Below are 24203 nucleotides of genomic sequence, written 5' to 3'. Positions count from 1 at the left end.
AAAATAGGCTGGTTTTCCAGCCTATTTTGTTTGGATTAGAATATTATTTTGGCTTTTGAGCGAGCATCGTTACAAAACGCATCCGAATCCGATTTCCATGTTCATCCAACTTATGTAATTGTCCAAAGTCTTCATTATGTTTATGGAAAGTCCAATCTTTGTAATACTCTTTGAGTTCACCCGCCGCAAAGGTCTTTGGAAAATTCACGGGACAAGGGGCATCTTCGGTAGACATTGCTGCGACAATGAGATTATATCCGCCAGGGGCCGTATGAGATTGCATATTTTCAATGACATCTGGAATGCTATCGGGATTTAGAAACATCAAAACCACGGTGGAAATGATGGCGTTGTAGAGACCACCAGGAATATCTGCACTTTCAATATTATAAGGCTCCACGTGAATCGCTAGCCCTTCTTCCTCGGCAATTTGTTGGAGATGAGCTAAACTCATGGTTTGGATATCTAATGCGGTAACCTCAAAGCCTTTTTTAGCTAAATAGAGACTGTTTCTTCCTTGGCCGCTACCAAGGTCAAGGATCGGTCCTTTTTCAAATTTCGGAGCAGCTTCAATGACTTCCGAATGAGTTCTTGTTAAGTCGTATTTTTTAGAAAAATAATCTTCTGGAGTACAATAGAAAGTTAAATAACATCTTAAGTCCTCGCTAGTAGGAGAGACCCGATGCCAAGCTTGTGGTTCAACAAAAGGAATGTCGGACTCTTTTGTAAACAGATGCTCAGAAAGAACATTTCCTTCTTCATCGAGTTCATAAAAAGTAAGGGCTCCTTCTAGAATGGTTAAGCGCGCCCAAGTTCCAACTTTTGTATTATGCATTTTTTGAAATGGTGCTGGTAAAGTACTAGCCGTCCAAATAGGCATTGTTTTATAAGGGATTAAATCGAGGTTCATAAATAGTCTCCTTTCAGTGTTGTTAGGATTATTGTACTAAAAAAAGAAGAGTTGAAAAACTAAAGAGATTGTTGTTATAGCTAATAGTTATAACCAGTGATAGAAAAGCGATAATTGACTAGAATACGAATTGTTGCTATCCTAGTTTCATGTTTATAACACACGGTGATAAGGAGAGTAGAAGTGAATCCTTTGTAGAGAGTCTCGGTTTGGTGAAAAGAGATATTGGTTGAAACTTTGAAGATGGCCTTTGAGTGTTAATTGTCGAATCATTAGACGATTACGGGAAAGCCCGATACAGCTTCTCGTTAAACAGGTGTCCTGTTTAACAGATGGAGATAGGATTTGTGAGAATGCTATGAACAAAGGTGGTAACACGGGAATTTGACTCGTCCTTTTGCTAACTCATGTTAGTAGGAGGACGATTTTTGTTTGCTTAAAAGAAAGGAGAACACATGATTAAATTTGAGAACATTGACGTGACTTTTAAACAAGGTGTAAAAGTAGTCAATGCAGTAAAAAATGTATCTTTGCATGTGGAACCAGGAGATATTTATGGGATTATCGGATATAGTGGTGCTGGTAAAAGTACTCTAGTGCGAACGATTAATCTTCTCCAACGACCTACCAAAGGGAATGTGGTGGTAAACGGTGTTAATTTACTAAAGTTGAAACCAAAAGGACTACGTGCAGCTCGTAAGAAAATTGGGATGATTTTCCAACATTTCAATTTGATGAATACTTTATCGGTATTTGACAATGTGGCTTTTCCATTAAAAAAATCAGGAAAAACCAAATCAGAAATTGAACAAAAAGTACTATCCCTATTAGAATTAGTAGGGTTAGAAGATAAGGTCAACAGTTATCCTCGTCAGCTATCTGGGGGGCAAAAACAACGTGTCGCGATTGCCAGAGCGTTAGCCAATGACCCAGATGTATTGCTCTGTGATGAAGCAACGAGTGCGCTAGATCCTAAAACGACGTATTCGATTTTGGAATTATTGCAGAAAGTAAATGTTCAATTAGGCATTACAATTGTTATCATCACGCATGAGATGCAAGTTGTAAAAGAAATTTGTAATAAAGTAGCGGTCATGGAAGAGGGCGAAGTGATTGAAAAAGGAAGTGTTCTTGAAATCTTTACAAACCCAGAACGCGACTTAACAAAAGACTTTATCGATACAGCAACTCATATTAACCAAGGAATTGAAACGGTGCTTTCGCATGAACAGTTATTGAATCTACAAGAAGGCGACTACTTAGTGAAAATTTCATTTGTAGGAGCTTCAACTGGAGAGCCATTAATTACAAAACTATCGACTCAATTCCAAGTGGCAGCTAATATCTTGTTTGCCAATGTTGAGATTATTCAAGATACACCAGTAGGAACGCTATTAGTGGGACTATCTGGAGAAAAATCTGGGATTGAAAATGCACTTTCTTACATCAAAGAACAAGGTGTTTCAGTTGATGTCTTAGAAGAGTCAAAGGGAGGTGCTTAGAATGAATGTATTAGAATTGATAGATTTTAAATCTTGGTTTCCAAATATTGATGCCAGAGTTTGGGAAGAAATTATAAAAGCAACGATTGATACGTTAATAATGGTAGGAATTTCTGGTTTAATTGCTGGGGTTTTAGGGATTGCCTTAGGTGTGACATTAGTAGTGACACGTGAGGGGAATATCCTTGGAAACAAATTTGTCTATTTAATACTAGATAAAATCGTGAATATTTTCCGTTCGATACCATTTATTATTTTAGCGATGTTATTAATTCCATTTACTCGCTTTATTATCGGAACAACCATCGGTATTCCAGGGGCAATCGTCCCTCTAGTCGTCGCGACTGTACCATTCTTCTCTCGTCAGGTGCAACTAGCATTAACCGAAGTAGATAAAGGGGTTATTGAAGCGAGCGTTGCGATGGGATGTACTCCACTTGAAATTATTTTCAGAGTGTACTTAAAAGAAGGACTACCAAGTCTAATTCGTGCGGGATCATTAACAATCATCAGTTTAATCGGATTAACGACTATGGCTGGAGCATTCGGTGCAGGTGGGATTGGGAACGTAGCTATTTCCAGAGGATATAGTCGATTTCAAGGAGACGTTATCGTCGTATCGACACTTATCATGCTGATCGTAGTATTTATCACCCAAGCAATCGGTGACTATTTAGAGAAAAAAGCCACAAAATAACAGGATACGAGGGCGAACGCTCAGGGCCGAACCATTGGACTGATATGACGCAAGGGACTCGGAACGAGTCGTGCGGACATATCAGGAAATGGACGTCGGCTCTGTGAGCCCGAGTTCAACTACAACAGGATGTGAGGGCGAGTGGTCAGCTTTCGACCCTTTACCGAAATTAACGCAAGCGTCCGATAAGGACGTGCGGATAATTGTCGGAAAGGAACGCGAAAGCTACGAGCCTGAACTCAACTACACAGGATGCGATCAATCGCACCCAAAACAAAATAAACTAACTCAAAAGGGGAAAATAAAATGAACATTAAAAAATTATTTGTAGCTGCAGCGGCAGCATTAACTTTAGCAGCATGTGGAGCTGCTCAATCATCTAACTCAGGAAGCAATGCTTCAACAGAAGCAAAAAAAGAAGTGAAACAAGTAAAATTAGGAGTTAATGCTGGTAACCACGATGTTTGGGATGACGTTATCGCTCGCTTGAAAGAAAAAGAAGGTATTGAAGTAGAATTAGTAGAATTTACTGACTACGTACAACCTAACCAAGCGTTAGAAAATGGAAATGTTGACTTGAACGCTTTCCAAACAATCATTTACCTAGAACGTTTCAACAAAGAACAAGGAACACACATCAAACCAATCGGCTACACTGTAATTGCTCCAATGGGAATTTACTCTAAAAAAATTAAAGATGTAAGTGAATTAAAAGATGGGGATACAATCGCTATTCCTGAAGACACTTCAAACAACTCACGTGCATTACGTTTACTACACGCTGCTGGCGTTATTAAATTAAAAGATTCTAACAACACTTTAGCAACAAAAGATGACATCGTTGAAAATCCTAAAAACATTCAAATCAAAGAATTACCTGCTGGCCAAACAGCTCGTGCTTTAGATGATGTTGCTGCTTCATTAATCAATAATGGTTTCGCTGTAGAAGCTGGATTCCAACCAACAAAAGATTCTATCTTCATCGAACAAATTACTGATTCTTCACAACCTTACTACAACGTAATCGCTGTTAAAGAAGGTAACGAAAACAATGAAGTCTACAAAAAAATCGTAGAATACTACCAATCACCAGAAACTGCTAAGAAAATTGAAGAAGTTTCAAAAGGTGCGAACGTACCAGTTTGGGAAAAAGCTAAATTAAACAACTAGGATGTGAGACATCGCGCTCAGAAATGGAACGTTGGACTGGAACGCCGTAAGGGACTCGGAACGAGTCGTGCGGACATATCAGGAAATGGACGTCGGTCCTGTGAGCCCGAGCTCAACTACACAGGATGTGAGGGCGAACGCTCAGGCCTGAAACACTGGACCAGAATAACGCAAAGGGCTGCTTGCAGTCGTGCGGATATTCTGGGAAGTGGACGTCAGGGCTGTGAGCCCGAACTCGACTACTAGGATGTGAGAAAAAGCGTTAAGAAACGAATCGCTGGAGACAAATAACGCAAAGGACTGCTTGCAGTCGTGCGGATATTTGTCGAAGTGGACGTCGTTTCTGCCTTTTCGAGCTCAACTATTAAGTTGTGAGAAAAGCAAAATGTAACTTATATGTTACATTTCGAAAAATAAAATGAGGGAGAGGCGTGCTTAGCATGCCTCTTTATTCAATATTCAATGAAAGAAGGAAAATAAAATGAGTGCTATTCAAGAAAAAGCGTCTAAATTACAAGAGTATCTCGTAAAAACGAGAAGACATCTACATGAAAATCCTGAATCAAGCTTAAAAGAATTTGAGACCGCAGCTTTCATACAAAAGGAACTTACTTCATTTGGGGTACCGTTTGAAAAAGTTGGGGAGACAGGGACTTTAGCTATTATTAAAGGTGGTAAAGGAGAAGGAAGAACAGTGTTGCTTCGTGCCGATATCGATGCTTTAGAACTTCCTGATTGCACCGGAAAACCGTATGCTTCAAAACGACCAGGATTGAACCATGCTTGTGGACATGATGCACATACGGCAATAGGACTAGGAACAGCTAAATTATTGAACGACATCAAAGACACCTTTTCTGGAACGGTGAAAATCGCCTTTCAACCTGCTGAAGAAATTGGAGCAGGAGCAAAACAATTCGTGGCGTCAGGCCAAATCGATGATATTGATGAGTCTTTTGCGATTCATGTGAATTCGAGTTTACCAGTTGGTACGTTTGCCGTTCAAGGAGGCCCTGTAAATGCTTCATGTGATATTTTTAAAATTAAAATTACTGGTAAAAGTGCTCATGTAGGACGTCCGCATTTAGGTCATGATGCTTTGGTGACGGCTAGCGAGACAGTGGTAGCACTTCAAACAATCGTTGCAAGAGAAATAAATCCAGGAGATCGTGCTGTTGTTGGAATTGGAAAACTAAACGCAGGAACTCGTTATAATATCGTCGCGAATGATGCTGAACTGGAAGGGACGATTCGTGCATTTAGTCATGAAACAAGAGCTCATTTAAAAGAGGCCGTTACACGTATTGCTCGTGGTGTGGCCGAAATGAATCGTTGCGCATTTGAAATTGATTGGTATGATGCTGCTGCACCCGTGATTAATACTCCAGAATTAGCATTGGAATTTCAAAAAGCGGTCTCAGAACTAGAAGGAATTCATCAAGTTCTGAAAGAATACGATATGTCAATGGGAGCGGATGATTTTGCAGATTATCTAGTTGATAAACCAGGTGTCTATGGTCTTTTAGGGTCTAGTTCAAGTGAAGACACCTCATTTGGACATCATCATGAAAAATTTGATATCGATGAGAGTATCCTGTCTGTAGGTGTTTCTTGTGAGGTAAATTATATTTTACAACGGTTATCCTAAGAACGATTTACAAAAGGATTGGAATATCTTGCATAAAGTAGAAGTAGTTTTCATAGAAAAAACTAACTTTCTTAAGTTCTAAGCATTGTTTTTGAAAAGTTAGTGATGTATAATGCAAAAAGACTGAAAAATAAAAGGAGTGAAATATATATGGGTAAGAAAAAATTAATTTTGGCGGGAATTGTGTCAGCAGGAGTATTGGGAACAGCTGCGGTAACGAATTTGCCTAGCATTTTTGCTGAAGCAAGTGAAGAAACTACTCAAGCTGCAGAAACGACACAAAGTGATGCCGGTGCCCAAAAAGAAAATCCGACTGCTGAAGAAAAATTAGCCCAAAAACTTGAAGAGTTGAAAAAACAAAAAGAAGAAGTTGAAGAATTAGTGGCTGAAGTGAATGCTGCCGTTGATAAAGCAACTCAAACACTAGAACAAGCAAAAGAAGAGTTAGAACAAGCAAAAGCAGAAGGAAAACCTCAAAGTGAAATCACTGCATTAGAAGAAAAAGTGAAAGAAGCTCAAACAGACTACGATGACACAGTCGCTCAAGCAGAGTCAGATTTAGCTGGTTTCCAAAAAGAAATGGAAGACATTGATAAAGAAGTTGCGAAGGTTGAAGAAGAGTTGAAGAAATTAGATCCTCAAGCTAATACAACAACACAAGCACCAACGACAGAAGCTACAACAGCTGTGACAACACAAGCGCCAACGACAGAGGCTACAACGGTTGCGACAACACAAGCGCCAACGACAGAGGCTACAACAGCTGTGACAACACAAGCGCCAACGACAGAGGCTACAACGGTTGCGACAACACAAGCATCAACAACACAAGCTGTAACAACAGTAGCTACATCAGCTGTAACGACACAAACAAATGCAGGAAATGCACAAAGCTCTGATGCAAATGGTACGGCTAATGCACAAAATGGACAAGTAACTTCTGCCTCTGACGCTAAAGAAGCAAAAGTTCCAGGTGCTCAAGTAAAATCTGAACAAGCAGAAACACTACCAAATACAGGTACAACTTCAAATAATACTTTAGTGGCTGCAGTAGTTGCGATTGTAGCTGGATTTGGAACAATCTTTGGGTTCAAAAAAGCTAAAGAAGAAAAATAATTTTTCATTTACCTAAATATAATCACTCATGCAAGCTCTTAGATACCTTCGATTCAACGTGTCTAAGAGTTTGTTTTTTTGAGAAAAAATGAAACAGTTAAAATACAGTCGCGCAAGCTATTAAGAAAAAGTAAAAATCTATATTTTTTACCCAAATTTCATATGAAAGTATATACCAGTATGCTATAATCCTTTTTGTAATGAAAACAAGGGCAATTGTTTTTCAGAAAGAGAATTTGAAAAGGTGTTCAAGGGAGAAAAAGATGGCACGTTTATTAGAACAATTAGAAAAAAATACACAACTAGATAAAGTGATTTATAAGCACGATTTAATGCAGGAAGAAGAACTAACAGCTAAACAAGTATGGGAGTACTCTGATAAGTTGGCGTTTTATTTAAATGAAACTTATAAAGAGGATAAATCTCCGATTGTAGTTTATGGTCATAAGCATCCATTTATGCTCGTGTACTTCTTGGCTTGTGTTAAATCCGGAAGAGCATTCTGCCCTGTGGATGTCAACACTCCGATTGATCGGGTTAGAGATATTGTTGCAACAGTAAAGAGCCCAATCGTTTTGGTAAGTGAGGCAATTGAACTAGATACGCCAATAATGACAGTAGATGAGGCTAAAAAAATCATTACCCAAACTAAAGAACGTGTTTCTAAGGAACATTATGTGAAGGATGAAGATATTTTTTATATTATCTTTACCTCCGGAAGTACAGGAAAGCCTAAAGGTGTCTCTATTACATATGCAAACTTAAACCACTTCTTAGATTGGTATACAGCTTATTATGATGGAAAAGGACCTCAAGTCTTCTTAGGGCATCCACCATTTTCTTTTGATTTATCAGTGATGTCTTTATGGCCAGCGTTGTATATGCATATTCCGTTGATTCAAATCGATAAACAGCATTTACAAGATTTTAAAGTATTATTCAAAACTTTAGAAGAATCAAAAGCGACTGTTTGGATTTCGACGCCATCTTTTGCAGAAATGTGTCTTGCGGATCCAAGTTTTAATGAAGACTTGCTCCCTGAACTGGAACAATTTGTTTTCTGTGGAGAAAAATTATTCAGTTCTACAGTAGAAAAATTAATGGAACGATTCCCGAAAGCAGAAGTCGTAAATACTTATGGACCGACAGAATCTACTGTAATGGTCACATGGATGCCACTTACAAAAGAATTAGTGGAACGTTATCCTGATAACTTGCCAGTAGGAGTTGTTAAACCAGGAACGACAGTTTTGATTGATGGGGAAAATAGCGGAGAGATTATTATCTACGGCAATACAGTTGCGAAAGGATACTACGAAAATCCTGAAATGAATCAGAAGCATTTTTTTGAAGTGGATGGTGAGCGTGCATACCGTACAGGGGACGTGGGACACTTCGAAGGAGAGTTATTATTCTGCGAAGGACGGATTGATTTCCAAATCAAATTGCATGGACACAGGATTGAATTAGAAGATATTGATAATAATCTATTGAAAAATCCAAAAATTCGTCAAGCGGCTACCGTGCCTTCTTTTGCAGATGGTAAAGTGAAGTCTATTACGTCGTTTGTAGTCTATAACGAACCGATTGAAAAACGTTTTGAAACGGTTAAATTAGTCAAAAAAGAATTAGCACAACATGTGCCGGAATATATGATTCCTAAGAAAGTCGTTTTCTTAGATGAAATGCCGTTAAACAATAACGGGAAGATTGATAAAAAACAATTAAAGGAGCTTGTGTAGTCGATGGATTATTTTGAAGGCCTATCCTTCTTTATGACACTGGGATTCATTCTTATAATAGCGTTCATAATGAATGTCTTTCAAAAATCTACTTACTATCTATCGTTAGTATTTTCTACGTTGATGGTTTATTTCGTTTTCGCAGAAAATCCTATGCATCTTGGCTCTATCATAGGTTATGTTTTAGTAGGTTATATACTGATGCATCTGAGTGTGAAGTTCAAAGAGCATAAGAAAACAATGATTCTTATGATTTTTCTTGCAGGACTACCGCTTGTTTTAGTTAAAGTTCTCGCTGTATTTAAGATCTCGGGGCTTGGATTTTTAGGTATTTCCTACATGACTTTTAAATTAATCCAAATCATTATTGAAATTTATGATGGGTTAATCGAAAAACCAATGGGGCCGCTAGATTACGTGCACTTCCTATTGTTCTTCCCTGCGCTAAGTTCAGGACCGATTGATCGCAGTCGCAGATTCTTAGAAGATTGGAAAAAGCAACGAACAAAGGATGAGTATTTAGAATTAGCGGGAACAGGCATTTTTAGACTGGTTCTTGGACTATTTTATAAGCTTGTAATTTCTGGAATGGTGTTTCAACAAATGACATCCATTCGATATAAAGACTTTTCTTTCTTCGTTATTTATATGTATTTATACACCGCATATTTATTCTTTGATTTTGCAGGGTATAGTCTGATGGCAGTAGGAGCAAGTAATATTCTTGGAATTGAAACACCAATGAATTTTAACATTCCATTTATTAGTGTGGATATTAAAGATTTCTGGAATCGTTGGCACATTACGCTATCTACATGGTTGAGGGATTTTGTATTCTCTCGTATTGTTATGAGATTTATGCGAAAAAAAATCTTTAAAAAACGCTTGACGACAGCAATGGTTGCCTATATGATTAACATGACTTTTATGGGATTCTGGCATGGAATTACATTGAACTATATTGCTTATGGATTCTATCATGGAATCTTAATGGCAGCATTCGAGTGGTATCAGAAAAAATCGAAGTTTTATAAGAAAAATAAGAATAAGACCTGGTATAAAGTGATTAGCTGGATAATAACGATGCACTTAGTGATGTTTGGGTTCTTGATTTTTTCAGGGAAAATGTCTGAGTGGGCCCGTAAATTGATATAAGAAAGTAGGAGAAGAATATGGAAGAAAGAATTTTAGAAATTCTAGAAGAAATTTGTGAAGATGAAGTAGTATACGAAGATAAAGACATTAACTTAAAAGAAGAAGGGTTAATGGATTCATTAGCTTTCGTTGAACTGCTTGTTCGCTTAGAAGAGTTCGGTATCGAAGTGGCTCCAACAGAAGTCACTTACGAAGAAATCGATACTCCAAATAAAATTATTAAATACGTTTCAGAACGTGTAGCTTAATTTGAAATCGTAAAAGGCGCTTCCTATCGAGTAGGAGGCGCCTTTTTGCGTATTTAGAATTTAATATTTAATAGTTTGTGTACTTCGGTATAAGCAGATTGAATTCTCTCAAGCGTTTCTTTGTCTACGGTATGCTCCAGAGGTCCTCCTGGCATATAGTTTTCAGCGAGAAAGACTTGATAGTCGTAAGCAGGTCCTTCCATAAAGCTGCGGTTAATTTCAACCCGTGAAACCCATGTTGGATGAGCCTTAACGTTTGTGAGAGTTGTTTTTCCGTTTTCTTTTTCAATCGTGATATCCATAATCACGCCACGCTCGGTCCAGATATTTTCCAAGGTTTCAACGCGTTGGTTAGAAAGGAGATTCCCCATCGAGTAGATGATGAATTTCTTTTCACCGTCTTTAGTGATGGTTTCGGTTGGTTCAATGACGTGTGGATGTCCGCCAAAAATCACGTCCGCACCCCATTCAATCATTTGATGATACGTATCGATTTGCCCTTGTGTTGGATGAAGGTGATATTCTTCTCCCATTTGTGGCAACACAATCGTAAAGTCAGCAATTTCTTCAGCGCGTTGAATGAGCTGTTTCACCTTTTGCATATTTAAATCGTATAGGTGATTGTTGTATTCTTCGTCGGTGAGAGTAGCTTCGATACCGTTGAAACCATACGCAAATCCAAGAATAGCCACTTTAATACCATTGACTTCTTTTACAAGAATGCCTTCTGATGGGTCGACTTTTACCCCGAAAATATCAAGTCCTTTTTTGCGAAAAGCATTGGCTGTGTATTTCAATCCTTCGATGCCTGTATCGAGAATATGATTATGGGCTAAGTCGAGTACGTCGTATCCGGCGTCTTTAATGCTTTGAATCACTTCTTCAGGAGCGTTAAAAAGTGGATACCCAGCAAGTGGTTCGTTTGGATTGATGGTCCCTTCGAAATCCCCAATCGCAAGGTCTGCGCTAGATACGAGTGGCGTAATTTGTTCATAGTCATTTTTGAAATCATACGAATTCCCGTCAAACGCGCTGCCATAAACAATATCGTGATAGAGCATATCCCCACTTGCTGTAATACGTGCAACTTGCTTATTCGTTGTTGGAGACTGAGGGTTATTTGGTGTAGCGTTAGCCTCTTGATTTTGTTCAGAGGATGTTTTCGCGGTTTGAACAGTTTCTAACCTTTCTTGTGCGGAAGGGCGCGTAAGTAATCCTGCTGCAATCGTAAATACAGATAAGATACAAATTCCGTAAAATTCCATTCGCTTGATTTTGTCGTTCTGTGAATTACCTCTCATGGATTCCCCTCCAATACCTGTTGTAACTGTATTATACTCCGAATTAATTCTTAATTAAATGCTAATTTTAGAATATATGAAAATAAATAATTTAATCACAATACCCTCTAGAATTACTCAGCTGATAGCTATATAATTTGGTTGAAAGCAGTACTTGATAGTTTTTGTTGTAGGAAAACATTACAGGGAGGGAGTAGGATAATGCATAAGTTAAATAGATGTCTGCTAAGAATTTTTTGTTGTTTTACTGCTTTAATAATTTTAGTACTAGTGCAGTTTAGATTCGCTAGTGTGTATGGAGATGCGGTAACCTCGATTCATTCCAAAGATGAGATCATTCATCTAGAAGAAGAAATTCTTAACATGTCTCGTGATGGGGACGAACATATAGAAGGTGTTGATTTTGAACATGCTGTCGAGACATACTATGACGTACCGCTGTTTAAAGATGAAAAGAAGCTAGATAGTGAAGAAATTGAACGTACCATAACTGATAGTAACTATAAATGGGTAGTTCCAATTAAGAACCCTACATTGGAGAAAGAGGCACATCTTTATATAGGTGGTCCAACCAATTTGTCGGAAATAGAAAACAAAGTGAAGCAGGGATATTTGACAAAAGAAGAAGGAGAAAAACTGATTCACTCACAAGGAAAATGGACGGTTGCGTATGTGAGTACTTATGAGAAAAATAAGCATTCAATTGTGAAAGTGGCGCAAGAAGTGATTGCTAGGGAAAACTTGAATGTTGAAAAGATTTTGTTTGTTGTGCCCAAAGAACTACAAATTCCGGTAGTGCTTATAAAAGTTGATGGGGAATACCAAGTGATGTTTCATGAGTTTCCTTTAATAGAAGGAGGTATCTCAAATGTAAAAGGTGAGCTATCTCTTGATCAGTTCTATCCGTTCAACGAGGCTAAAGAAATAGTGCGCGAGTTTACTAGGGAACACCAGTTAGTTTCGACGAATGGCGATGCAAGACCGAATGGCGTTGTTGTTCCGTGGGAAGAGTATTCCATTGCTGTGGTAAGTATAGTGGTTGCTGGATTCTTCTTATATAAAATGTTTCGAAAAAAGATAGCGCAACCAAAAGTTCCTAAACCTTAAGAAACTGTAACAAAACAACAAAAGGTGGAAAAATAAAAGGAAATACGCTATAATAAAACCGTTAAAAATAAATGCTGTAAGCATCAAGGAGGAACTAAAACATGAGTCGTTTAGTAAGCATGACTGAAATGTTACAAAAAGCAAAAGAAGGCAAATACGCTGTTGGTCAATTCAACATCAACAACTTAGAATGGACACAAGCCGTTTTAACTGCAGCGCAAGAAGCTAACTCACCAATTATCTTAGGTGTATCTGAAGGTGCTGGAAAATACATGGGTGGACCTAAAGTTGTTACAGCTATGGTAAATGCATTATTAGATTCTATGGACATCACTGTTCCAGTAGCATTACACTTAGACCATGGTTCTTCAGTAGAAGTATGTAAACAATACATCGACGCTGGATTCAGCTCAGTAATGTTTGACCACTCTCACTTTCCAATCGATGAAAACATCGCATTAACTAAAGAAGTTGTAGAATATGCACATCCAAAAGGAGTTTCAGTTGAAGCTGAAGTAGGTACTGTAGGTGGTACTGAAGATGGCGTAACTGGAGGAATCAACTACGCTGACTTAAACGAATGTGTACGTATGGTTAAAGAAGCTAAAATTGATGCATTAGCAGCAGCTTTAGGTTCAGTTCACGGAACTTACTCAGGAGAACCAGTTTTAGGTTTCGATGAAATGTTAGCAATCTCAGAAGCTACAGGTGCTCCATTAGTATTACACGGTGGATCAGGTATTCCAGAATATCAAATCAAAAAAGCAATCGAACGTGGACATGCTAAAATCAACGTTAACACTGAATTACAACAACAATGGACAGCAGCAGTTCGTGCTAAATTAAATGCAGATGCTGGTGTTTATGACCCACGTAAAATCATCAAACCTGGTTTCGATGCAATCGTTAAGATTACAAAAGAAACAATGGACATCTTCGGTTCAACAGGAAAAGCTTAATCAACACTATTTTGAGGCAGGCGATTTCGCCTGTCTTTTTGTTGGAGTGAGTTTTTTCTATATACATTGCGCCAAATAAAAAGGCAGTATTTCTATTAAGAAAATTCTTGACGAGTTGAAGGAGAAATGATATTCTATTAGAGGTGCTTTTATACCTGATTCCTGATAAGTAATCAAATCAGTCGTGCTGACTGGTAAGAAGGCCATTTTATGAGACAGCGATGTCTTTTAATTTTTAACAAAAAATGGTCCGCCCGGAAGTGTGGACCAAGAAGAACCCATTAGGGAAGGAGGAAGAGCTTAATGCCAACTATTAACCAATTAGTCCGTAAACCTCGTAAATCAGCAGTTGAGAAATCAGCTTCTCCAGCGTTAGGTAAAGGCTATAACAGTTTCAAAAAATCACAAACGAATACAAACTCTCCACAAAAACGTGGTGTATGTACTCGTGTAGGTACTATGACACCTAAAAAACCTAACTCAGCGTTACGTAAATATGCCCGTGTACGTTTATCTAACTTAATCGAAGTAACTGCGTACATTCCAGGTATCGGTCACAACTTACAAGAACACAGCGTTGTATTAATCCGCGGTGGACGTGTAAAAGACTTACCAGGGGTACGTTACCATATCATTCGTGGTGCTTTAGACACTGCAGGAGTTAACAACCGTATGCAAGGTCGTTCTAAATACGGTACTAAACGTCCTAAAAACAAATAATAAATAAACACTCATTAAATGAAAGGAGGATTATAAATGCCTCGTAAAGGTCCTGTCGCAAAACGTGATGTATTACCTGATCCAATTTATAATTCAAAACTAGTTACTCGTTTAATCAACCGTTTAATGGTAGATGGAAAACGTGGTAAAGCTGCAACAATCTTATATAACGCATTTGATATCGTTAAAGAAAAAACTGGAAACGATCCAATGGAAGTTTTCGAACAAGCTATGAAAAACATTATGCCTGTTCTTGAAGTTAAAGCTCGTCGTGTAGGGGGTTCTAACTACCAAGTTCCTGTGGAAGTTCGTCCAGACCGTCGTACTACATTAGGTTTACGTTGGTTAGTAAACTACTCACGTCTACGTGGTGAAGACACAATGGAAGTTCGTTTAGCTAAAGAAATTATGGATGCTGCGAACAACACTGGTGCTTCTGTTAAGAAACGTGAAGATACACATAAAATGGCTGAAGCGAACAAAGCGTTTGCTCACTATCGTTGGTAAGATTAAAAAGGTTTTTCAACCTTTTTGGTCTCACTTATTGTTAGAAATATAGAAAGAGGTGTAGAACGAAGATGGCAAAAAGAGAATTCTCTCTTGAAAATACTCGTAATATCGGTATCATGGCCCACATCGATGCAGGTAAAACTACAACGACTGAGCGTGTACTTTATTACACTGGTAAAATCCACAAAATTGGTGAAACTCACGAAGGAGCTTCACAAATGGACTGGATGGAACAAGAACAAGAACGTGGTATCACTATTACATCTGCTGCTACAACAGCACAATGGAAAGGCCACCGTATCAACATCATCGACACTCCAGGGCACGTGGACTTCACAGTTGAAGTAGAACGTTCTCTACGTGTATTAGATGGTGCGGTAGCTGTACTTGATGCTCAATCTGGGGTAGAACCTCAAACAGAAACTGTATGGCGTCAAGCTACAACATACGGAGTTCCACGTATCGTATTTGCAAACAAAATGGATAAAATCGGTGCTGACTTCTTATACTCAGTACGTACAATCCACGAACGTTTACAAGCAAATGCACACCCAATTCAATTACCAATCGGAGCTGAAGACAACTTCACTGGTATCATTGACTTAATTAAAATGAAAGCTGAAATCTATACAAATGACTTAGGTACAGATATCCAAGAAACAGATATCCCTGAAGATTTACAAGATTTAGCTGAAGAATGGCGTGAAAAATTAGTGGAAGCAGTTGCTGAAACTGATGAAGAATTAATGGAACGCTATTTAGAAGGTGATGAAATTACAGAAGCTGAATTAAAAGCAGCTATCCGTAAAGCTACATGTGCGGTAGAATTCTACCCAGTATTATGTGGTTCTGCCTTCAAAAACAAAGGGGTACAATTAATGTTAGATGCAGTAGTTGACTACTTACCATCTCCATTAGATGTTCCTTCAATTAAAGGTATCGACCCTAACACAGACCAAGAAGTTGAACGTCATTCATCTGATGAAGAACCATTCTCAGCATTGGCCTTCAAAGTTATGACTGACCCATTCGTAGGTCGTTTAACATTCTTCCGTGTGTACTCTGGTACTTTACAATCAGGTTCATACGTTAAAAACTCAACGAAAGGTAAACGTGAACGTGTAGGACGTATCCTACAAATGCACGCGAACTCTCGTCAAGAAATTCCAGAAGTATTCTCAGGAGACATCGCTGCTGCAGTTGGTCTTAAAGATACAACTACAGGGGACACATTATGTGATGAAAAAGCTGAAGTTATCTTAGAATCAATGGAATTCCCTGATCCAGTTATCGAGGTTGCTATTGAACCTAAATCAAAAGCTGACCAAGATAAAATGGGTATTGCTTTACAAAAACTTGCAGAAGAAGATCCAACATTCCGTGCTTACACTAACCAAGAAACTGGTGAAACAGTTATCGCTGGTATGGGTGAGTTACACTTGGATATCATCGTAGACCGTATGCGTCGTGAGTTCAAAGTAGAAGCTAACGTAGGTGCTCCTCAAGTATCTTACCGTGAAACATTCCGTGCTTCTACACAAGCTGAAGGTAAATTCGTTCGTCAATCAGGTGGTAAAGGTCAATACGGTCACGTATGGATTGAATTTACTCCAAACGAAGAAGGTGCTGGATTCGAATTCGAAAACGCTATTGTCGGTGGGGTCGTTCCTCGTGAATACATCCCTGCAGTTGAAGCTGGATTGAAAGACGCTATGGAAAACGGGGTATTAGCTGGTTATCCATTAGTGGACATCAAAGCTAAACTTTATGATGGAAGCTACCATGATGTCGATTCATCTGAAACAGCCTTCAAAGTTGCCGCTTCTATGGCATTGAAAGCTGCTGCTAAGAAAGCTCAACCTGCTATCTTAGAACCTATGATGGCTGTTGAAATTACAGTTCCTGAAGAATACTTCGGAGATGTAATGGGACACGTTAACGCTCGTCGTGGACGTGTTGAAGGTTCTGAAGTTCGTGGTAACGCACAAATCGTTAAAGGTATGATTCCTTTATCAGAAATGTTCGGTTACGCAACTACATTACGTTCTGCAACACAAGGTCGTGGTACTTTCAGTATGACATTTGACCACTATGAAGATGTTCCTAAGAGCATTGCAGAAGAAATCATCAAGAAAAATGGTGGTAACGGAGAATAATCTCCACCCCATTTGATAACTACCAAATGAACGCTATCGACTGGTTATGTCAGTCATAACCAGTTGATTTTTAAGAGAGTTCTTTGGTATAATTACAATCGGTAGATACTGTTATAGAATCTAACAAAACTCAATTAATAGGAGGAATCATTTAAATGGCAAAAGAAAAATTTGACCGTTCAAAACCACACGTTAACATTGGTACAATCGGCCACGTTGACCACGGTAAAACAACATTAACTGCTGCTATCACAACTGTTTTAGCTAAGAAAGGTTTCGCGCAAGCTCAAGATTACGGTTCAATCGATAAAGCTCCAGAAGAACGCGAACGTGGTATCACAATCAACACTTCTCACGTTGAGTACGAAACTGACACTCGTCACTACGCTCACGTTGACTGCCCAGGACACGCGGACTACGTTAAAAACATGATTACTGGTGCTGCTCAAATGGATGGTGCTATCTTAGTAGTATCTGCAGCTGATGGTCCAATGCCACAAACACGTGAACACATCTTATTATCACGTCAAGTAGGTGTTCCTTACATCGTTGTATTCTTAAACAAAGTTGACATGGTTGACGATGAAGAATTATTAGAATTAGTAGAAATGGAAGTTCGTGACTTATTATCAGAATACGATTTCCCAGGCGATGACACTCCAGTTGTTGCAGGTTCTGCTTTACGCGCTTTAGAAGGCGACGCTTCATACGAAGAAAAAATCTTAGAATTAATGGCTGCTGTTGACGAATACATTCCAACTCCAGAACGTGACGTTGACAAACCATTCATGATGCCAGTTGAAGACGTGTTCTCAATCACAGGTCGTGGTACAGTTGCTACAGGTCGTGTTGAACGTGGACAAGTTCGTGTTGGTGACGAAGTTGAAATCGTTGGTATTTCAGAAGAAACTTCAAAAACAACTGTAACTGGTGTTGAAATGTTCCGTAAATTGTTAGACTACGCTGAAGCAGGGGATAACATTGGTACATTATTACGTGGTGTTACACGTGACAACATCGAACGTGGACAAGTTCTTGCTAAACCAGGAACAATCACTCCACATACTAAATTCAAAGCTGAAGTTTACGTATTAACTAAAGAAGAAGGTGGACGTCATACTCCATTCTTCTCTAACTACCGTCCTCAATTCTACTTCCGTACAACAGACATCACTGGTGTTTGTGTGTTACCAGAAGGCGTTGAAATGGTAATGCCTGGTGACAACGTAACTATGGAAGTTGAATTAATTCACCCAGTAGCGATCGAAGCTGGTACTAAGTTCTCTATCCGTGAAGGTGGACGTACTGTAGGTGCTGGTTCAGTAGCTGCTATCGAAAAATAATTTTTTAAATTAAATTTTCAAGACTATCCTTTTTGGATAGTCTTTTTTATTAAAATTTTTTAAAATAAAATGTCAGACAATTGGAAGCGGAAATCAAAAATAAGTCTAAACACTTAAAACGTTGATTTAACAACATTTGTAAAGGTTTTAAACCAGAATGAAACACACGGGCGCGTGTGCATAAATAAATGTTGTTAAATCAACGGTTTTCACTTGCAATCAAAAAGAGAATCTTGTATACTATTAAAAGTGCCGCAGAGGAATGTAAATTTTGAAGCAGCATACCCCCTCTTAAATTAGGAAGGGGAGCTATGAAACGAGAGGTTGCGACACGCCCGGACGCTTTGCCACGAAAGGGTTAAGTCGGAAATTCGCGTGGAGCTAGTCTTATGACAACATTAGACGAAGGAGGAAAGACAATGGCAAAACAAAAAATCCGTATCCGTTTGAAAGCTTACGAACATCGTGCGCTTGATCAATCAGCGGAAAAAATCGTAGAAACAGCAAAAAGAACTGGTGCTAGCGTAGCTGGTCCAATTCCATTGCCAACAGAAAGATCGCTTTACACAGTTATTCGTGCGACTCACAAATATAAAGATTCTCGCGAACAATTTGAAATGCGTACACACAAGCGTTTGATCGACATCGTTAATCCAACGCCAAAAACTGTTGATGCCTTAATGAAGCTTGATTTACCAAGCGGTGTTGACATCGAAATCAAATTATAATAAATAGAAAAATGGAGGTGTAACCATGACCAAAGGAATCTTAGGCAAAAAAGTAGGGATGACTCAATACTTTACAGAAGCAGGTGAACTTATTCCTGTAACAGTAGTTGAAGTAACTCCAAACGTTGTTCTTCAATTAAAAACAATCGAAAACGACGGTTACGAAGCTGTTCAATTAGGTTTCGACGACTTACGTGAAGTTTTATCAAATCGCCCTGCTAAAGGTCATGTAGCAAAAGCAAATGCTACTCCTAAGCGCTTCATTCGTGAATTCAACAATGTCGAGCTTAGCGAGTACGAAGTAGGACAAGAAATTACAGTTGATGTATTCAAAGCAGGAGACATCGTTGACGTAACAGGTACATCTAAAGGGAAAGGTTTCCAAGGTGCCATCAAACGTCATGGACAATCTCGCGGACCAATGGCTCACGGTTCTCGTTACCACCGTCGTCCTGGTTCAATGGGTGGAGCATCATTCCCATCACGCGTTTTCAAAGGTAAAGCATTACCTGGACAAATGGGTGGCGACCGTATCACTATTCAAAACTTAGAAGTAGTGAAAGTCGATGCAGAACGCAATGTAATCTTAATCAAAGGTAATGTACCTGGATCTAAGAAATCATTAGTAGAAATTAAAACAGCAATTAAATCTAAATAATAAATAGGGAAGGAGGAACGAGAGAATGACAAAAGTTACATTATTTAAACAAGATGGAACAACAAACGGAGAAATCGAATTAAACTCAGATATCTTCGGAATTGAACCAAATGAAAATGTAGTATTCGACGCAGTAATCATGCAACGCGCTTCATTACGTCAAGGAACACACGCTGTTAAAAACCGTAGTGCAGTAAGCGGAGGCGGCCGTAAACCATGGCGCCAAAAAGGAACTGGTCGTGCTCGTCAAGGATCAATCCGTTCACCACAATGGCGTGGCGGAGGTATTGTATTCGGACCAACACCTCGTTCATATAGTTACAAATTACCTAAAAAAGTACGTCGCTTAGCGATTAAATCAGTATTATCACAAAAAGTATTGGATAACAAGCTTGTTGTAGTGGAAGCATTACAATTTGACGCACCAAAAACAAAAGAGTTTGCACAAGTATTGTCTAACTTAAACGTAGATACAAAAGTGTTAGTAGTTGTAGAATCTTCAAACGATTTCGCATTATTATCAGCTCGTAACATTCCAAACGTAACAATCGTTGACGAAACAGATGTTACTGTATTAGACGTTGTAAACAACGACAAACTATTATTCACAAAAGCAGCTCTTTCTAAAGTAGAGGAGGGACTTCAATAATGGATGCACGTGACGTAATCAAACGCCCTATCATTACTGAAGCTTCAATGCTTGCTACTGACGAAAAGAAATACACTTTTGAAGTTGATGTACGTGCTAACAAAATTCAAGTACGTCAAGCCGTAGAAGAAATTTTTGGTGTTAAAGTTGAAAAAGTTAACATCTTAAACGTACGCGCTAAATTCAAACGTGTTGGCCGCTACGGTGGTTACACTAACAAACGTCGTAAAGCAATTGTGAAGCTTACAAAAGATTCAAAAGATATTCAATTATTCGCTGAAGAAGCTTAATCTTCAGAATGAAAAACTACTATTATAATAGGAGGAAATAGACGTGGCGATTAAAAAATATAATCCAACCTCAAACGGCCGTCGTAATATGACAGGTTATGACTTCAGCGAAATCACAAAGTCAACACCAGAAAAAACTTTGTTGGAATCATCAAAAAACAACGCTGGTCGTAACAGCCAAGGTAAAATCACTGTACGTCACCAAGGTGGCGGACACAAACGTGCTTACCGTGTGATCGACTTCAAACGTAACAAAGATAACGTTGAAGGTGTCGTTCACTCAATCGAGTACGATCCAAACCGTACAGCAAACATTGCATTAATTCACTATGTAGATGGTGTTAAAGCATATATCATTGCTCCAAAAGGTTTACAAGTAGGACAACGTATCGAATCAGGAGAACATGCTGATATTAAAGTAGGTAATGCTTTACCATTAGCAAACATTCCAGTTGGTACTGTGATCCACAACATTGAAACAAAACCAGGTAAAGGCGGACAATTAGTTCGTTCAGCTGGTACAAGTGCTCAAGTACTTGGTCAAGAAGGTAAATACACCTTAGTTCGTTTAAACTCAGGTGAAGTTCGTATGATTCTTTCAACTTGCCGCGCTACAGTTGGTACAGTTGGTAACGAACAACACGAATTAATTAACTTCGGTAAAGCAGGACGTTCTCGTTGGAAACGTAAACGCCCAACAGTTCGTGGTTCTGTAATGAACCCTAACGATCACCCACACGGTGGTGGTGAAGGTCGCGCTCCTATCGGACGTCCAACACCTGTATCTCCATGGGGTAAACCAGCTCTTGGATACAAAACTCGTAGCAAGAAAGCTCGTTCTAACAAGCTTATTGTTCGTGGTCGTAAAAAATAATTAATAACTAGATAACAAATCTGATTCTATTAAATTCTTGGAAGGAGGATTTCCGTAATGGGTCGTAGTTTGAAAAAAGGACCTTTCGTCGATGAACATTTGATGAAAAAGGTTGAAGCTGCTCAAGGTAGCGACAAAAAAGTTGTGATCAAAACTTGGTCTCGCCGTTCAACAATTTTCCCAAACTTTGTTGGACAAACAATTGCTGTATATGACGGCAGAAAACATGTTCCAGTTTATATTCAAGAAGACATGGTAGGACATAAATTAGGTGAATTTGCACCTACAAGAACATACCGTGGTCACGTGAATGACGATAAGAAATCTAAACGCAAATAACGAGGGGAGGACTTGAAAAATGTCAGAACAAATCACATCTGCTAAAGCAGTTGCTAAAACAGTTCGTATTGCACCTCGTAAAGCTCGCCTTGTTGTCGATCTAATTAGAGGTAAAAAAATCGGTGACGCAATTTCAATCTTGAAATTCACACCACGTTCTGCATCACCAATCGTAGAAAAAGTTTTAATGTCTGCAATTGCTAACGCTGAACACAATTTCGACTTAGATGTTGAAAACTTATATGTAAGTGAAGCTTACGTGAACGAAGGACCAACAATGAAACGTTTCCGTCCACGTGCTAAAGGTTCAGCTTCACAAATCTTAAAACGCACAAGCCACATCACTGTAGTGGTATCAGAGAAGAAGGAGGGATAATCAGTGGGTCAAAAAATTCATCCATTAGGAATGCGTGTCGGAATCATCCGTGACTGGGATTCAAAATGGTACGCAGAAAAAGATTTCGCAGAATTCTTGCATGAAGATTTAAAAATCCGTGATTATATCCGTAAACAATTAAACGAAGCTAGCGTTTCAACTATTGAAATTGAACGTGCTGCTAATCGTGTTAATGTTTCAATCCACACAGCTAAACCAGGTATGGTAATTGGTAAAGGTGGATCTGAAGTAGATAAATTACGTACAAACTTAAACAAACTAACAGGTAAACGAGTTCACATCAACATTGTTGAAATCAAAAAACCTGATTTAGATGCTAAATTAGTTGCTGAAGGAATCGCTCGCGACTTAGAACGTCGTATCGCTTTCCGTCGTGCACAAAAACAAGCAATCCAACGTACAATGCGCGCTGGTGCTAAAGGAATCAAAACTATGGTTTCAGGTCGTTTAAACGGTGCTGATATCGCTCGTTCTGAAAGCTATTCAGAAGGAACTGTTCCATTGCATACATTACGTGCGGACATTGACTACGCATGGGAAGAAGCAGATACAACATACGGAAAATTAGGTGTTAAAACTTGGATTTACCGTGATGAAGTATTACCAACAAGAAAGAACAAAAACTCTGAGAAAGGAGGGAAATAAACATGTTAGTACCAAAACGTGTAAAACACCGTCGTGAGTTCCGTGGAAAAATGCGCGGGGAAGCTAAAGGTGGTAAAGAAGTAGTATTCGGTACATACGGTTTACAAGCAACAGAATCTCATTGGATTACAAACCGTCAAATCGAAGCAGCACGTATCGCTATGACACGTTACATGAAACGTGGTGGGAAAGTATGGATCAAAATTTTCCCTCACAAATCATACACAGCTAAAGCTATCGGGGTTCGTATGGGTTCTGGTAAAGGGGCACCTGAAGGTTGGGTAGCACCAGTTAAACGCGGTAAAGTGATGTTCGAAATCGCTGGCGTATCAGAAGAAGTAGCACGCGAAGCTTTACGTTTGGCATCACACAAATTGCCAGTTAAAACAAAATTTGTGAAACGCGAAGAAAATGGTGGTGAATCGAATGAAGGTTAATGAACTTAAGAAAGAACTTAAAGGGTTATCCACTGCTGAACTTGTTGAAAAAGAAAATGAATTAAAACAAGAACTATTCAACTTACGATTCCAACTTGCTACTGGGCAATTAGAAGGTACAGCACGCATTCGTGAAGTACGTAAACAAATTGCGCGTATCAAGACTGCATTGCGTCAAGAAGAATTGCAAAAATAATCATCAGCAAAGGAGGCAATGAACATGACTGTAGAACGTAACCAACGTAAAGTATATCAAGGACGCGTTGTTTCAGATAAGATGGACAAAACGTTAGTAGTTGCAATCGAAACTTACAAACGTCACTCAACTTACGGTAAACGTGTTAAATATACGAAAAAATTTGTAGCTCATGATGAAAATAACTCAGCAAAAGTTGGGGACATTGTTAAGATTATGGAAACTCGTCCATTGTCAAAAACAAAACGTTTCCGCTTAGTTGAAATTGTTGAAGAAGCAGTAATTATTTAATTTCAATTGTGTATACATTTGAAAGGAGGAACCAATAGTGATTCAAACAGAAACTCGACTAAAAGTGGCTGACAACTCAGGCGCTCGTGAAGTGTTAACAATTAGAGTTCTAGGCGGATCTGGCCGCAAAACAGCTAATATCGGTGACGTAATCGTTGCATCCGTTAAACAAGCAACACCAGGTGGAGTTGTTAAAAAAGGGGATGTCGTTAAAGCTGTAATCGTTCGTACTAAATCAGGTGCACGTCGTAAAGACGGTTCATACATTAAGTTCGACGAAAATGCATGTGTAATCATTCGTGATGACAAGAGCCCTCGTGGAACACGTATCTTTGGACCAGTTGCACGTGAATTACGTGATAACAACTACATGAAGATCGTTTCATTAGCTCCAGAAGTATTATAATTCTCATCA

28 protein-coding genes and 1 other annotated feature are annotated in these 24203 nt (G+C 38.8%); of the genes, 26 read left to right on the top strand and 2 right to left on the bottom strand.

What is annotated here, in order from left to right; genetic code table 11:
* Positions 1-43: 43 nt before the first annotated feature.
* On the bottom strand, positions 44-910 hold the full coding sequence (gene tehB, locus HMPREF3103_RS08505; RefSeq protein ID WP_070439220.1) for an SAM-dependent methyltransferase TehB: 867 nt from the start codon (positions 908-910) through the stop codon (positions 44-46).
* A gap of 156 nt (positions 911-1066) precedes the next feature.
* Positions 1067-1310, top strand: a binding site (T-box leader).
* A 55-nt stretch (positions 1311-1365) separates the two neighbouring features.
* Here tehB and HMPREF3103_RS08500 point away from each other — a divergent pair.
* From HMPREF3103_RS08500 to dltC, 8 genes are all read left to right on the top strand, one after another.
* Entirely contained in the window at positions 1366-2412 is a 1047-nt protein-coding gene (locus HMPREF3103_RS08500; RefSeq protein ID WP_070439217.1) for a methionine ABC transporter ATP-binding protein, read from the top strand.
* A gap of 1 nt (position 2413) precedes the next feature.
* On the top strand, positions 2414-3109 hold the full coding sequence (locus tag HMPREF3103_RS08495; RefSeq protein WP_049554583.1) for a methionine ABC transporter permease: 696 nt from the start codon (positions 2414-2416) through the stop codon (positions 3107-3109).
* A gap of 306 nt (positions 3110-3415) precedes the next feature.
* On the top strand, positions 3416-4279 hold the full coding sequence (locus HMPREF3103_RS08485; protein ID WP_070439211.1) for a MetQ/NlpA family ABC transporter substrate-binding protein: 864 nt from the start codon (positions 3416-3418) through the stop codon (positions 4277-4279).
* A 481-nt stretch (positions 4280-4760) separates the two neighbouring features.
* Positions 4761-5927, top strand: a complete 1167-nt coding sequence (locus HMPREF3103_RS08480; RefSeq protein ID WP_070439208.1) for a M20 metallopeptidase family protein — start codon at positions 4761-4763, stop codon at positions 5925-5927.
* Positions 5928-6077: 150 nt separating this feature from the next.
* Positions 6078-7043, top strand: a complete 966-nt coding sequence (locus HMPREF3103_RS08475; protein ID WP_070439205.1) for an LPXTG cell wall anchor domain-containing protein — start codon at positions 6078-6080, stop codon at positions 7041-7043.
* 263 nt (positions 7044-7306) lie between these two features.
* Complete coding sequence (dltA, locus tag HMPREF3103_RS08470; RefSeq protein ID WP_070439202.1) at positions 7307-8785, top strand: D-alanine--poly(phosphoribitol) ligase subunit DltA; 1479 nt, start codon at positions 7307-7309, stop codon at positions 8783-8785.
* 3 nt (positions 8786-8788) lie between these two features.
* On the top strand, positions 8789-9940 hold the full coding sequence (gene dltB, locus HMPREF3103_RS08465) for a D-alanyl-lipoteichoic acid biosynthesis protein DltB (RefSeq protein ID WP_070439199.1): 1152 nt from the start codon (positions 8789-8791) through the stop codon (positions 9938-9940).
* A 17-nt stretch (positions 9941-9957) separates the two neighbouring features.
* On the top strand, positions 9958-10188 hold the full coding sequence (gene dltC, locus HMPREF3103_RS08460) for a D-alanine--poly(phosphoribitol) ligase subunit DltC (RefSeq protein WP_005607505.1): 231 nt from the start codon (positions 9958-9960) through the stop codon (positions 10186-10188).
* Between the two features lie 53 nt (positions 10189-10241).
* On the opposite strand, the gene HMPREF3103_RS08455 is transcribed toward dltC, so the two are convergent.
* Complete coding sequence (locus HMPREF3103_RS08455; protein WP_070439196.1) at positions 10242-11489, bottom strand: CapA family protein; 1248 nt, start codon at positions 11487-11489, stop codon at positions 10242-10244.
* Positions 11490-11690: 201 nt separating this feature from the next.
* Between HMPREF3103_RS08455 and HMPREF3103_RS08450 the strand changes: the two genes are divergently transcribed.
* The 18 genes from HMPREF3103_RS08450 (at position 11691) to rplN (ending at position 24194) form a co-directional block, all read left to right on the top strand.
* A complete protein-coding gene (locus tag HMPREF3103_RS08450; RefSeq protein WP_070439193.1) occupies positions 11691-12596 on the top strand; it encodes a hypothetical protein in 906 nt (301 codons plus the stop codon).
* Positions 12597-12697: 101 nt separating this feature from the next.
* Positions 12698-13555, top strand: a complete 858-nt coding sequence (fba, locus tag HMPREF3103_RS08445; RefSeq protein WP_070439190.1) for a class II fructose-1,6-bisphosphate aldolase — start codon at positions 12698-12700, stop codon at positions 13553-13555.
* Positions 13556-13858: 303 nt separating this feature from the next.
* Entirely contained in the window at positions 13859-14275 is a 417-nt protein-coding gene (gene rpsL, locus HMPREF3103_RS08440) for a 30S ribosomal protein S12 (protein ID WP_049555349.1), read from the top strand.
* A 36-nt stretch (positions 14276-14311) separates the two neighbouring features.
* Complete coding sequence (gene rpsG / locus HMPREF3103_RS08435; RefSeq protein WP_005607491.1) at positions 14312-14782, top strand: 30S ribosomal protein S7; 471 nt, start codon at positions 14312-14314, stop codon at positions 14780-14782.
* Positions 14783-14853: 71 nt separating this feature from the next.
* The gene (gene fusA / locus HMPREF3103_RS08430) at positions 14854-16941 is read left to right on the top strand and encodes an elongation factor G (RefSeq protein ID WP_070439188.1); all 2088 of its coding nucleotides are present in this window, start codon (positions 14854-14856) and stop codon (positions 16939-16941) included.
* 155 nt (positions 16942-17096) lie between these two features.
* Positions 17097-18284: an elongation factor Tu gene (tuf, locus tag HMPREF3103_RS08425; RefSeq protein WP_005607487.1), complete on the top strand. Its 1188-nt coding sequence runs from the start codon at positions 17097-17099 to the stop codon at positions 18282-18284.
* A gap of 419 nt (positions 18285-18703) precedes the next feature.
* Positions 18704-19012, top strand: a complete 309-nt coding sequence (rpsJ, locus tag HMPREF3103_RS08420) for a 30S ribosomal protein S10 (RefSeq protein WP_039849279.1) — start codon at positions 18704-18706, stop codon at positions 19010-19012.
* 25 nt (positions 19013-19037) lie between these two features.
* Entirely contained in the window at positions 19038-19670 is a 633-nt protein-coding gene (gene rplC / locus HMPREF3103_RS08415) for a 50S ribosomal protein L3 (RefSeq protein WP_005607483.1), read from the top strand.
* A 25-nt stretch (positions 19671-19695) separates the two neighbouring features.
* Positions 19696-20319, top strand: a complete 624-nt coding sequence (gene rplD / locus HMPREF3103_RS08410) for a 50S ribosomal protein L4 (RefSeq protein WP_005607481.1) — start codon at positions 19696-19698, stop codon at positions 20317-20319.
* Positions 20319-20609: a 50S ribosomal protein L23 gene (gene rplW / locus HMPREF3103_RS08405; protein WP_005607479.1), complete on the top strand. Its 291-nt coding sequence runs from the start codon at positions 20319-20321 to the stop codon at positions 20607-20609. The genes rplD and rplW overlap by 1 nt, the downstream gene beginning before the upstream one ends.
* A 43-nt stretch (positions 20610-20652) precedes the next feature.
* The gene (gene rplB / locus HMPREF3103_RS08400; RefSeq protein WP_039849227.1) at positions 20653-21483 is read left to right on the top strand and encodes a 50S ribosomal protein L2; all 831 of its coding nucleotides are present in this window, start codon (positions 20653-20655) and stop codon (positions 21481-21483) included.
* Positions 21484-21540: 57 nt separating this feature from the next.
* Positions 21541-21822 (top strand): 30S ribosomal protein S19, encoded by a 282-nt coding sequence (rpsS, locus tag HMPREF3103_RS08395; protein WP_005607475.1) that lies wholly within the window; start codon positions 21541-21543, stop codon positions 21820-21822.
* 19 nt (positions 21823-21841) lie between these two features.
* Positions 21842-22198 (top strand): 50S ribosomal protein L22, encoded by a 357-nt coding sequence (rplV, locus tag HMPREF3103_RS08390; protein ID WP_005607473.1) that lies wholly within the window; start codon positions 21842-21844, stop codon positions 22196-22198.
* Between the two features lie 3 nt (positions 22199-22201).
* A complete protein-coding gene (gene rpsC / locus HMPREF3103_RS08385) occupies positions 22202-22864 on the top strand; it encodes a 30S ribosomal protein S3 (RefSeq protein ID WP_005607471.1) in 663 nt (220 codons plus the stop codon).
* A 2-nt stretch (positions 22865-22866) separates the two neighbouring features.
* Positions 22867-23301, top strand: coding sequence for a 50S ribosomal protein L16 (gene rplP, locus HMPREF3103_RS08380; protein ID WP_005607470.1), 435 nt, complete (start codon positions 22867-22869; stop codon positions 23299-23301).
* On the top strand, positions 23291-23497 hold the full coding sequence (gene rpmC, locus HMPREF3103_RS08375) for a 50S ribosomal protein L29 (RefSeq protein ID WP_005607469.1): 207 nt from the start codon (positions 23291-23293) through the stop codon (positions 23495-23497). The genes rplP and rpmC overlap by 11 nt, the downstream gene beginning before the upstream one ends.
* A 24-nt stretch (positions 23498-23521) precedes the next feature.
* Positions 23522-23788: a 30S ribosomal protein S17 gene (gene rpsQ, locus HMPREF3103_RS08370; protein ID WP_039849226.1), complete on the top strand. Its 267-nt coding sequence runs from the start codon at positions 23522-23524 to the stop codon at positions 23786-23788.
* 37 nt (positions 23789-23825) lie between these two features.
* Positions 23826-24194 (top strand): 50S ribosomal protein L14, encoded by a 369-nt coding sequence (gene rplN, locus HMPREF3103_RS08365; RefSeq protein ID WP_005607465.1) that lies wholly within the window; start codon positions 23826-23828, stop codon positions 24192-24194.
* The last annotated feature ends 9 nt before the right edge of the window (positions 24195-24203 follow it).

Origin of the sequence: Granulicatella sp. HMSC30F09 (assembly GCF_001806915.1) — a bacterium.
GTDB lineage: Bacteria > Bacillota > Bacilli > Lactobacillales > Aerococcaceae > Granulicatella > Granulicatella adiacens.
The sequence above is the reverse complement of the archived record's forward strand: the minus strand, read 5'-3'. Positions and strand labels throughout refer to the sequence as shown.

Bases quoted from the DNA above. Each gene is read 5' to 3' on its own strand.
- rpsG (WP_005607491.1), top strand. From the start codon at position 14,312: ATGCCTCGTAAAGGTCCTGTCGCAAAACGTGATGTATTACCTGATCCA.
- rplP (WP_005607470.1), top strand. From the start codon at position 22,867: ATGTTAGTACCAAAACGTGTAAAACACCGTCGTGAGTTCCGTGGAAAA.
- rplV (WP_005607473.1), top strand. From the start codon at position 21,842: ATGTCAGAACAAATCACATCTGCTAAAGCAGTTGCTAAAACAGTTCGT.
- rpsL (WP_049555349.1), top strand. From the start codon at position 13,859: ATGCCAACTATTAACCAATTAGTCCGTAAACCTCGTAAATCAGCAGTT.
- HMPREF3103_RS08475 (WP_070439205.1), top strand. From the start codon at position 6,078: ATGGGTAAGAAAAAATTAATTTTGGCGGGAATTGTGTCAGCAGGAGTA.
- rplC (WP_005607483.1), top strand. From the start codon at position 19,038: ATGACCAAAGGAATCTTAGGCAAAAAAGTAGGGATGACTCAATACTTT.
- rplD (WP_005607481.1), top strand. From the start codon at position 19,696: ATGACAAAAGTTACATTATTTAAACAAGATGGAACAACAAACGGAGAA.
- rplW (WP_005607479.1), top strand. From the start codon at position 20,319: ATGGATGCACGTGACGTAATCAAACGCCCTATCATTACTGAAGCTTCA.
- rpsS (WP_005607475.1), top strand. From the start codon at position 21,541: ATGGGTCGTAGTTTGAAAAAAGGACCTTTCGTCGATGAACATTTGATG.
- HMPREF3103_RS08455 (WP_070439196.1), bottom strand. From the start codon at position 11,489: ATGAGAGGTAATTCACAGAACGACAAAATCAAGCGAATGGAATTTTAC.
- tehB (WP_070439220.1), bottom strand. From the start codon at position 910: ATGAACCTCGATTTAATCCCTTATAAAACAATGCCTATTTGGACGGCT.
- HMPREF3103_RS08480 (WP_070439208.1), top strand. From the start codon at position 4,761: ATGAGTGCTATTCAAGAAAAAGCGTCTAAATTACAAGAGTATCTCGTA.
- dltC (WP_005607505.1), top strand. From the start codon at position 9,958: ATGGAAGAAAGAATTTTAGAAATTCTAGAAGAAATTTGTGAAGATGAA.
- rpsQ (WP_039849226.1), top strand. From the start codon at position 23,522: ATGACTGTAGAACGTAACCAACGTAAAGTATATCAAGGACGCGTTGTT.
- HMPREF3103_RS08450 (WP_070439193.1), top strand. From the start codon at position 11,691: ATGCATAAGTTAAATAGATGTCTGCTAAGAATTTTTTGTTGTTTTACT.
- HMPREF3103_RS08500 (WP_070439217.1), top strand. From the start codon at position 1,366: ATGATTAAATTTGAGAACATTGACGTGACTTTTAAACAAGGTGTAAAA.
- tuf (WP_005607487.1), top strand. From the start codon at position 17,097: ATGGCAAAAGAAAAATTTGACCGTTCAAAACCACACGTTAACATTGGT.
- dltB (WP_070439199.1), top strand. From the start codon at position 8,789: ATGGATTATTTTGAAGGCCTATCCTTCTTTATGACACTGGGATTCATT.
- HMPREF3103_RS08495 (WP_049554583.1), top strand. From the start codon at position 2,414: ATGAATGTATTAGAATTGATAGATTTTAAATCTTGGTTTCCAAATATT.
- HMPREF3103_RS08485 (WP_070439211.1), top strand. From the start codon at position 3,416: ATGAACATTAAAAAATTATTTGTAGCTGCAGCGGCAGCATTAACTTTA.
- fusA (WP_070439188.1), top strand. From the start codon at position 14,854: ATGGCAAAAAGAGAATTCTCTCTTGAAAATACTCGTAATATCGGTATC.
- fba (WP_070439190.1), top strand. From the start codon at position 12,698: ATGAGTCGTTTAGTAAGCATGACTGAAATGTTACAAAAAGCAAAAGAA.
- rpsJ (WP_039849279.1), top strand. From the start codon at position 18,704: ATGGCAAAACAAAAAATCCGTATCCGTTTGAAAGCTTACGAACATCGT.
- dltA (WP_070439202.1), top strand. From the start codon at position 7,307: ATGGCACGTTTATTAGAACAATTAGAAAAAAATACACAACTAGATAAA.
- rpmC (WP_005607469.1), top strand. From the start codon at position 23,291: ATGAAGGTTAATGAACTTAAGAAAGAACTTAAAGGGTTATCCACTGCT.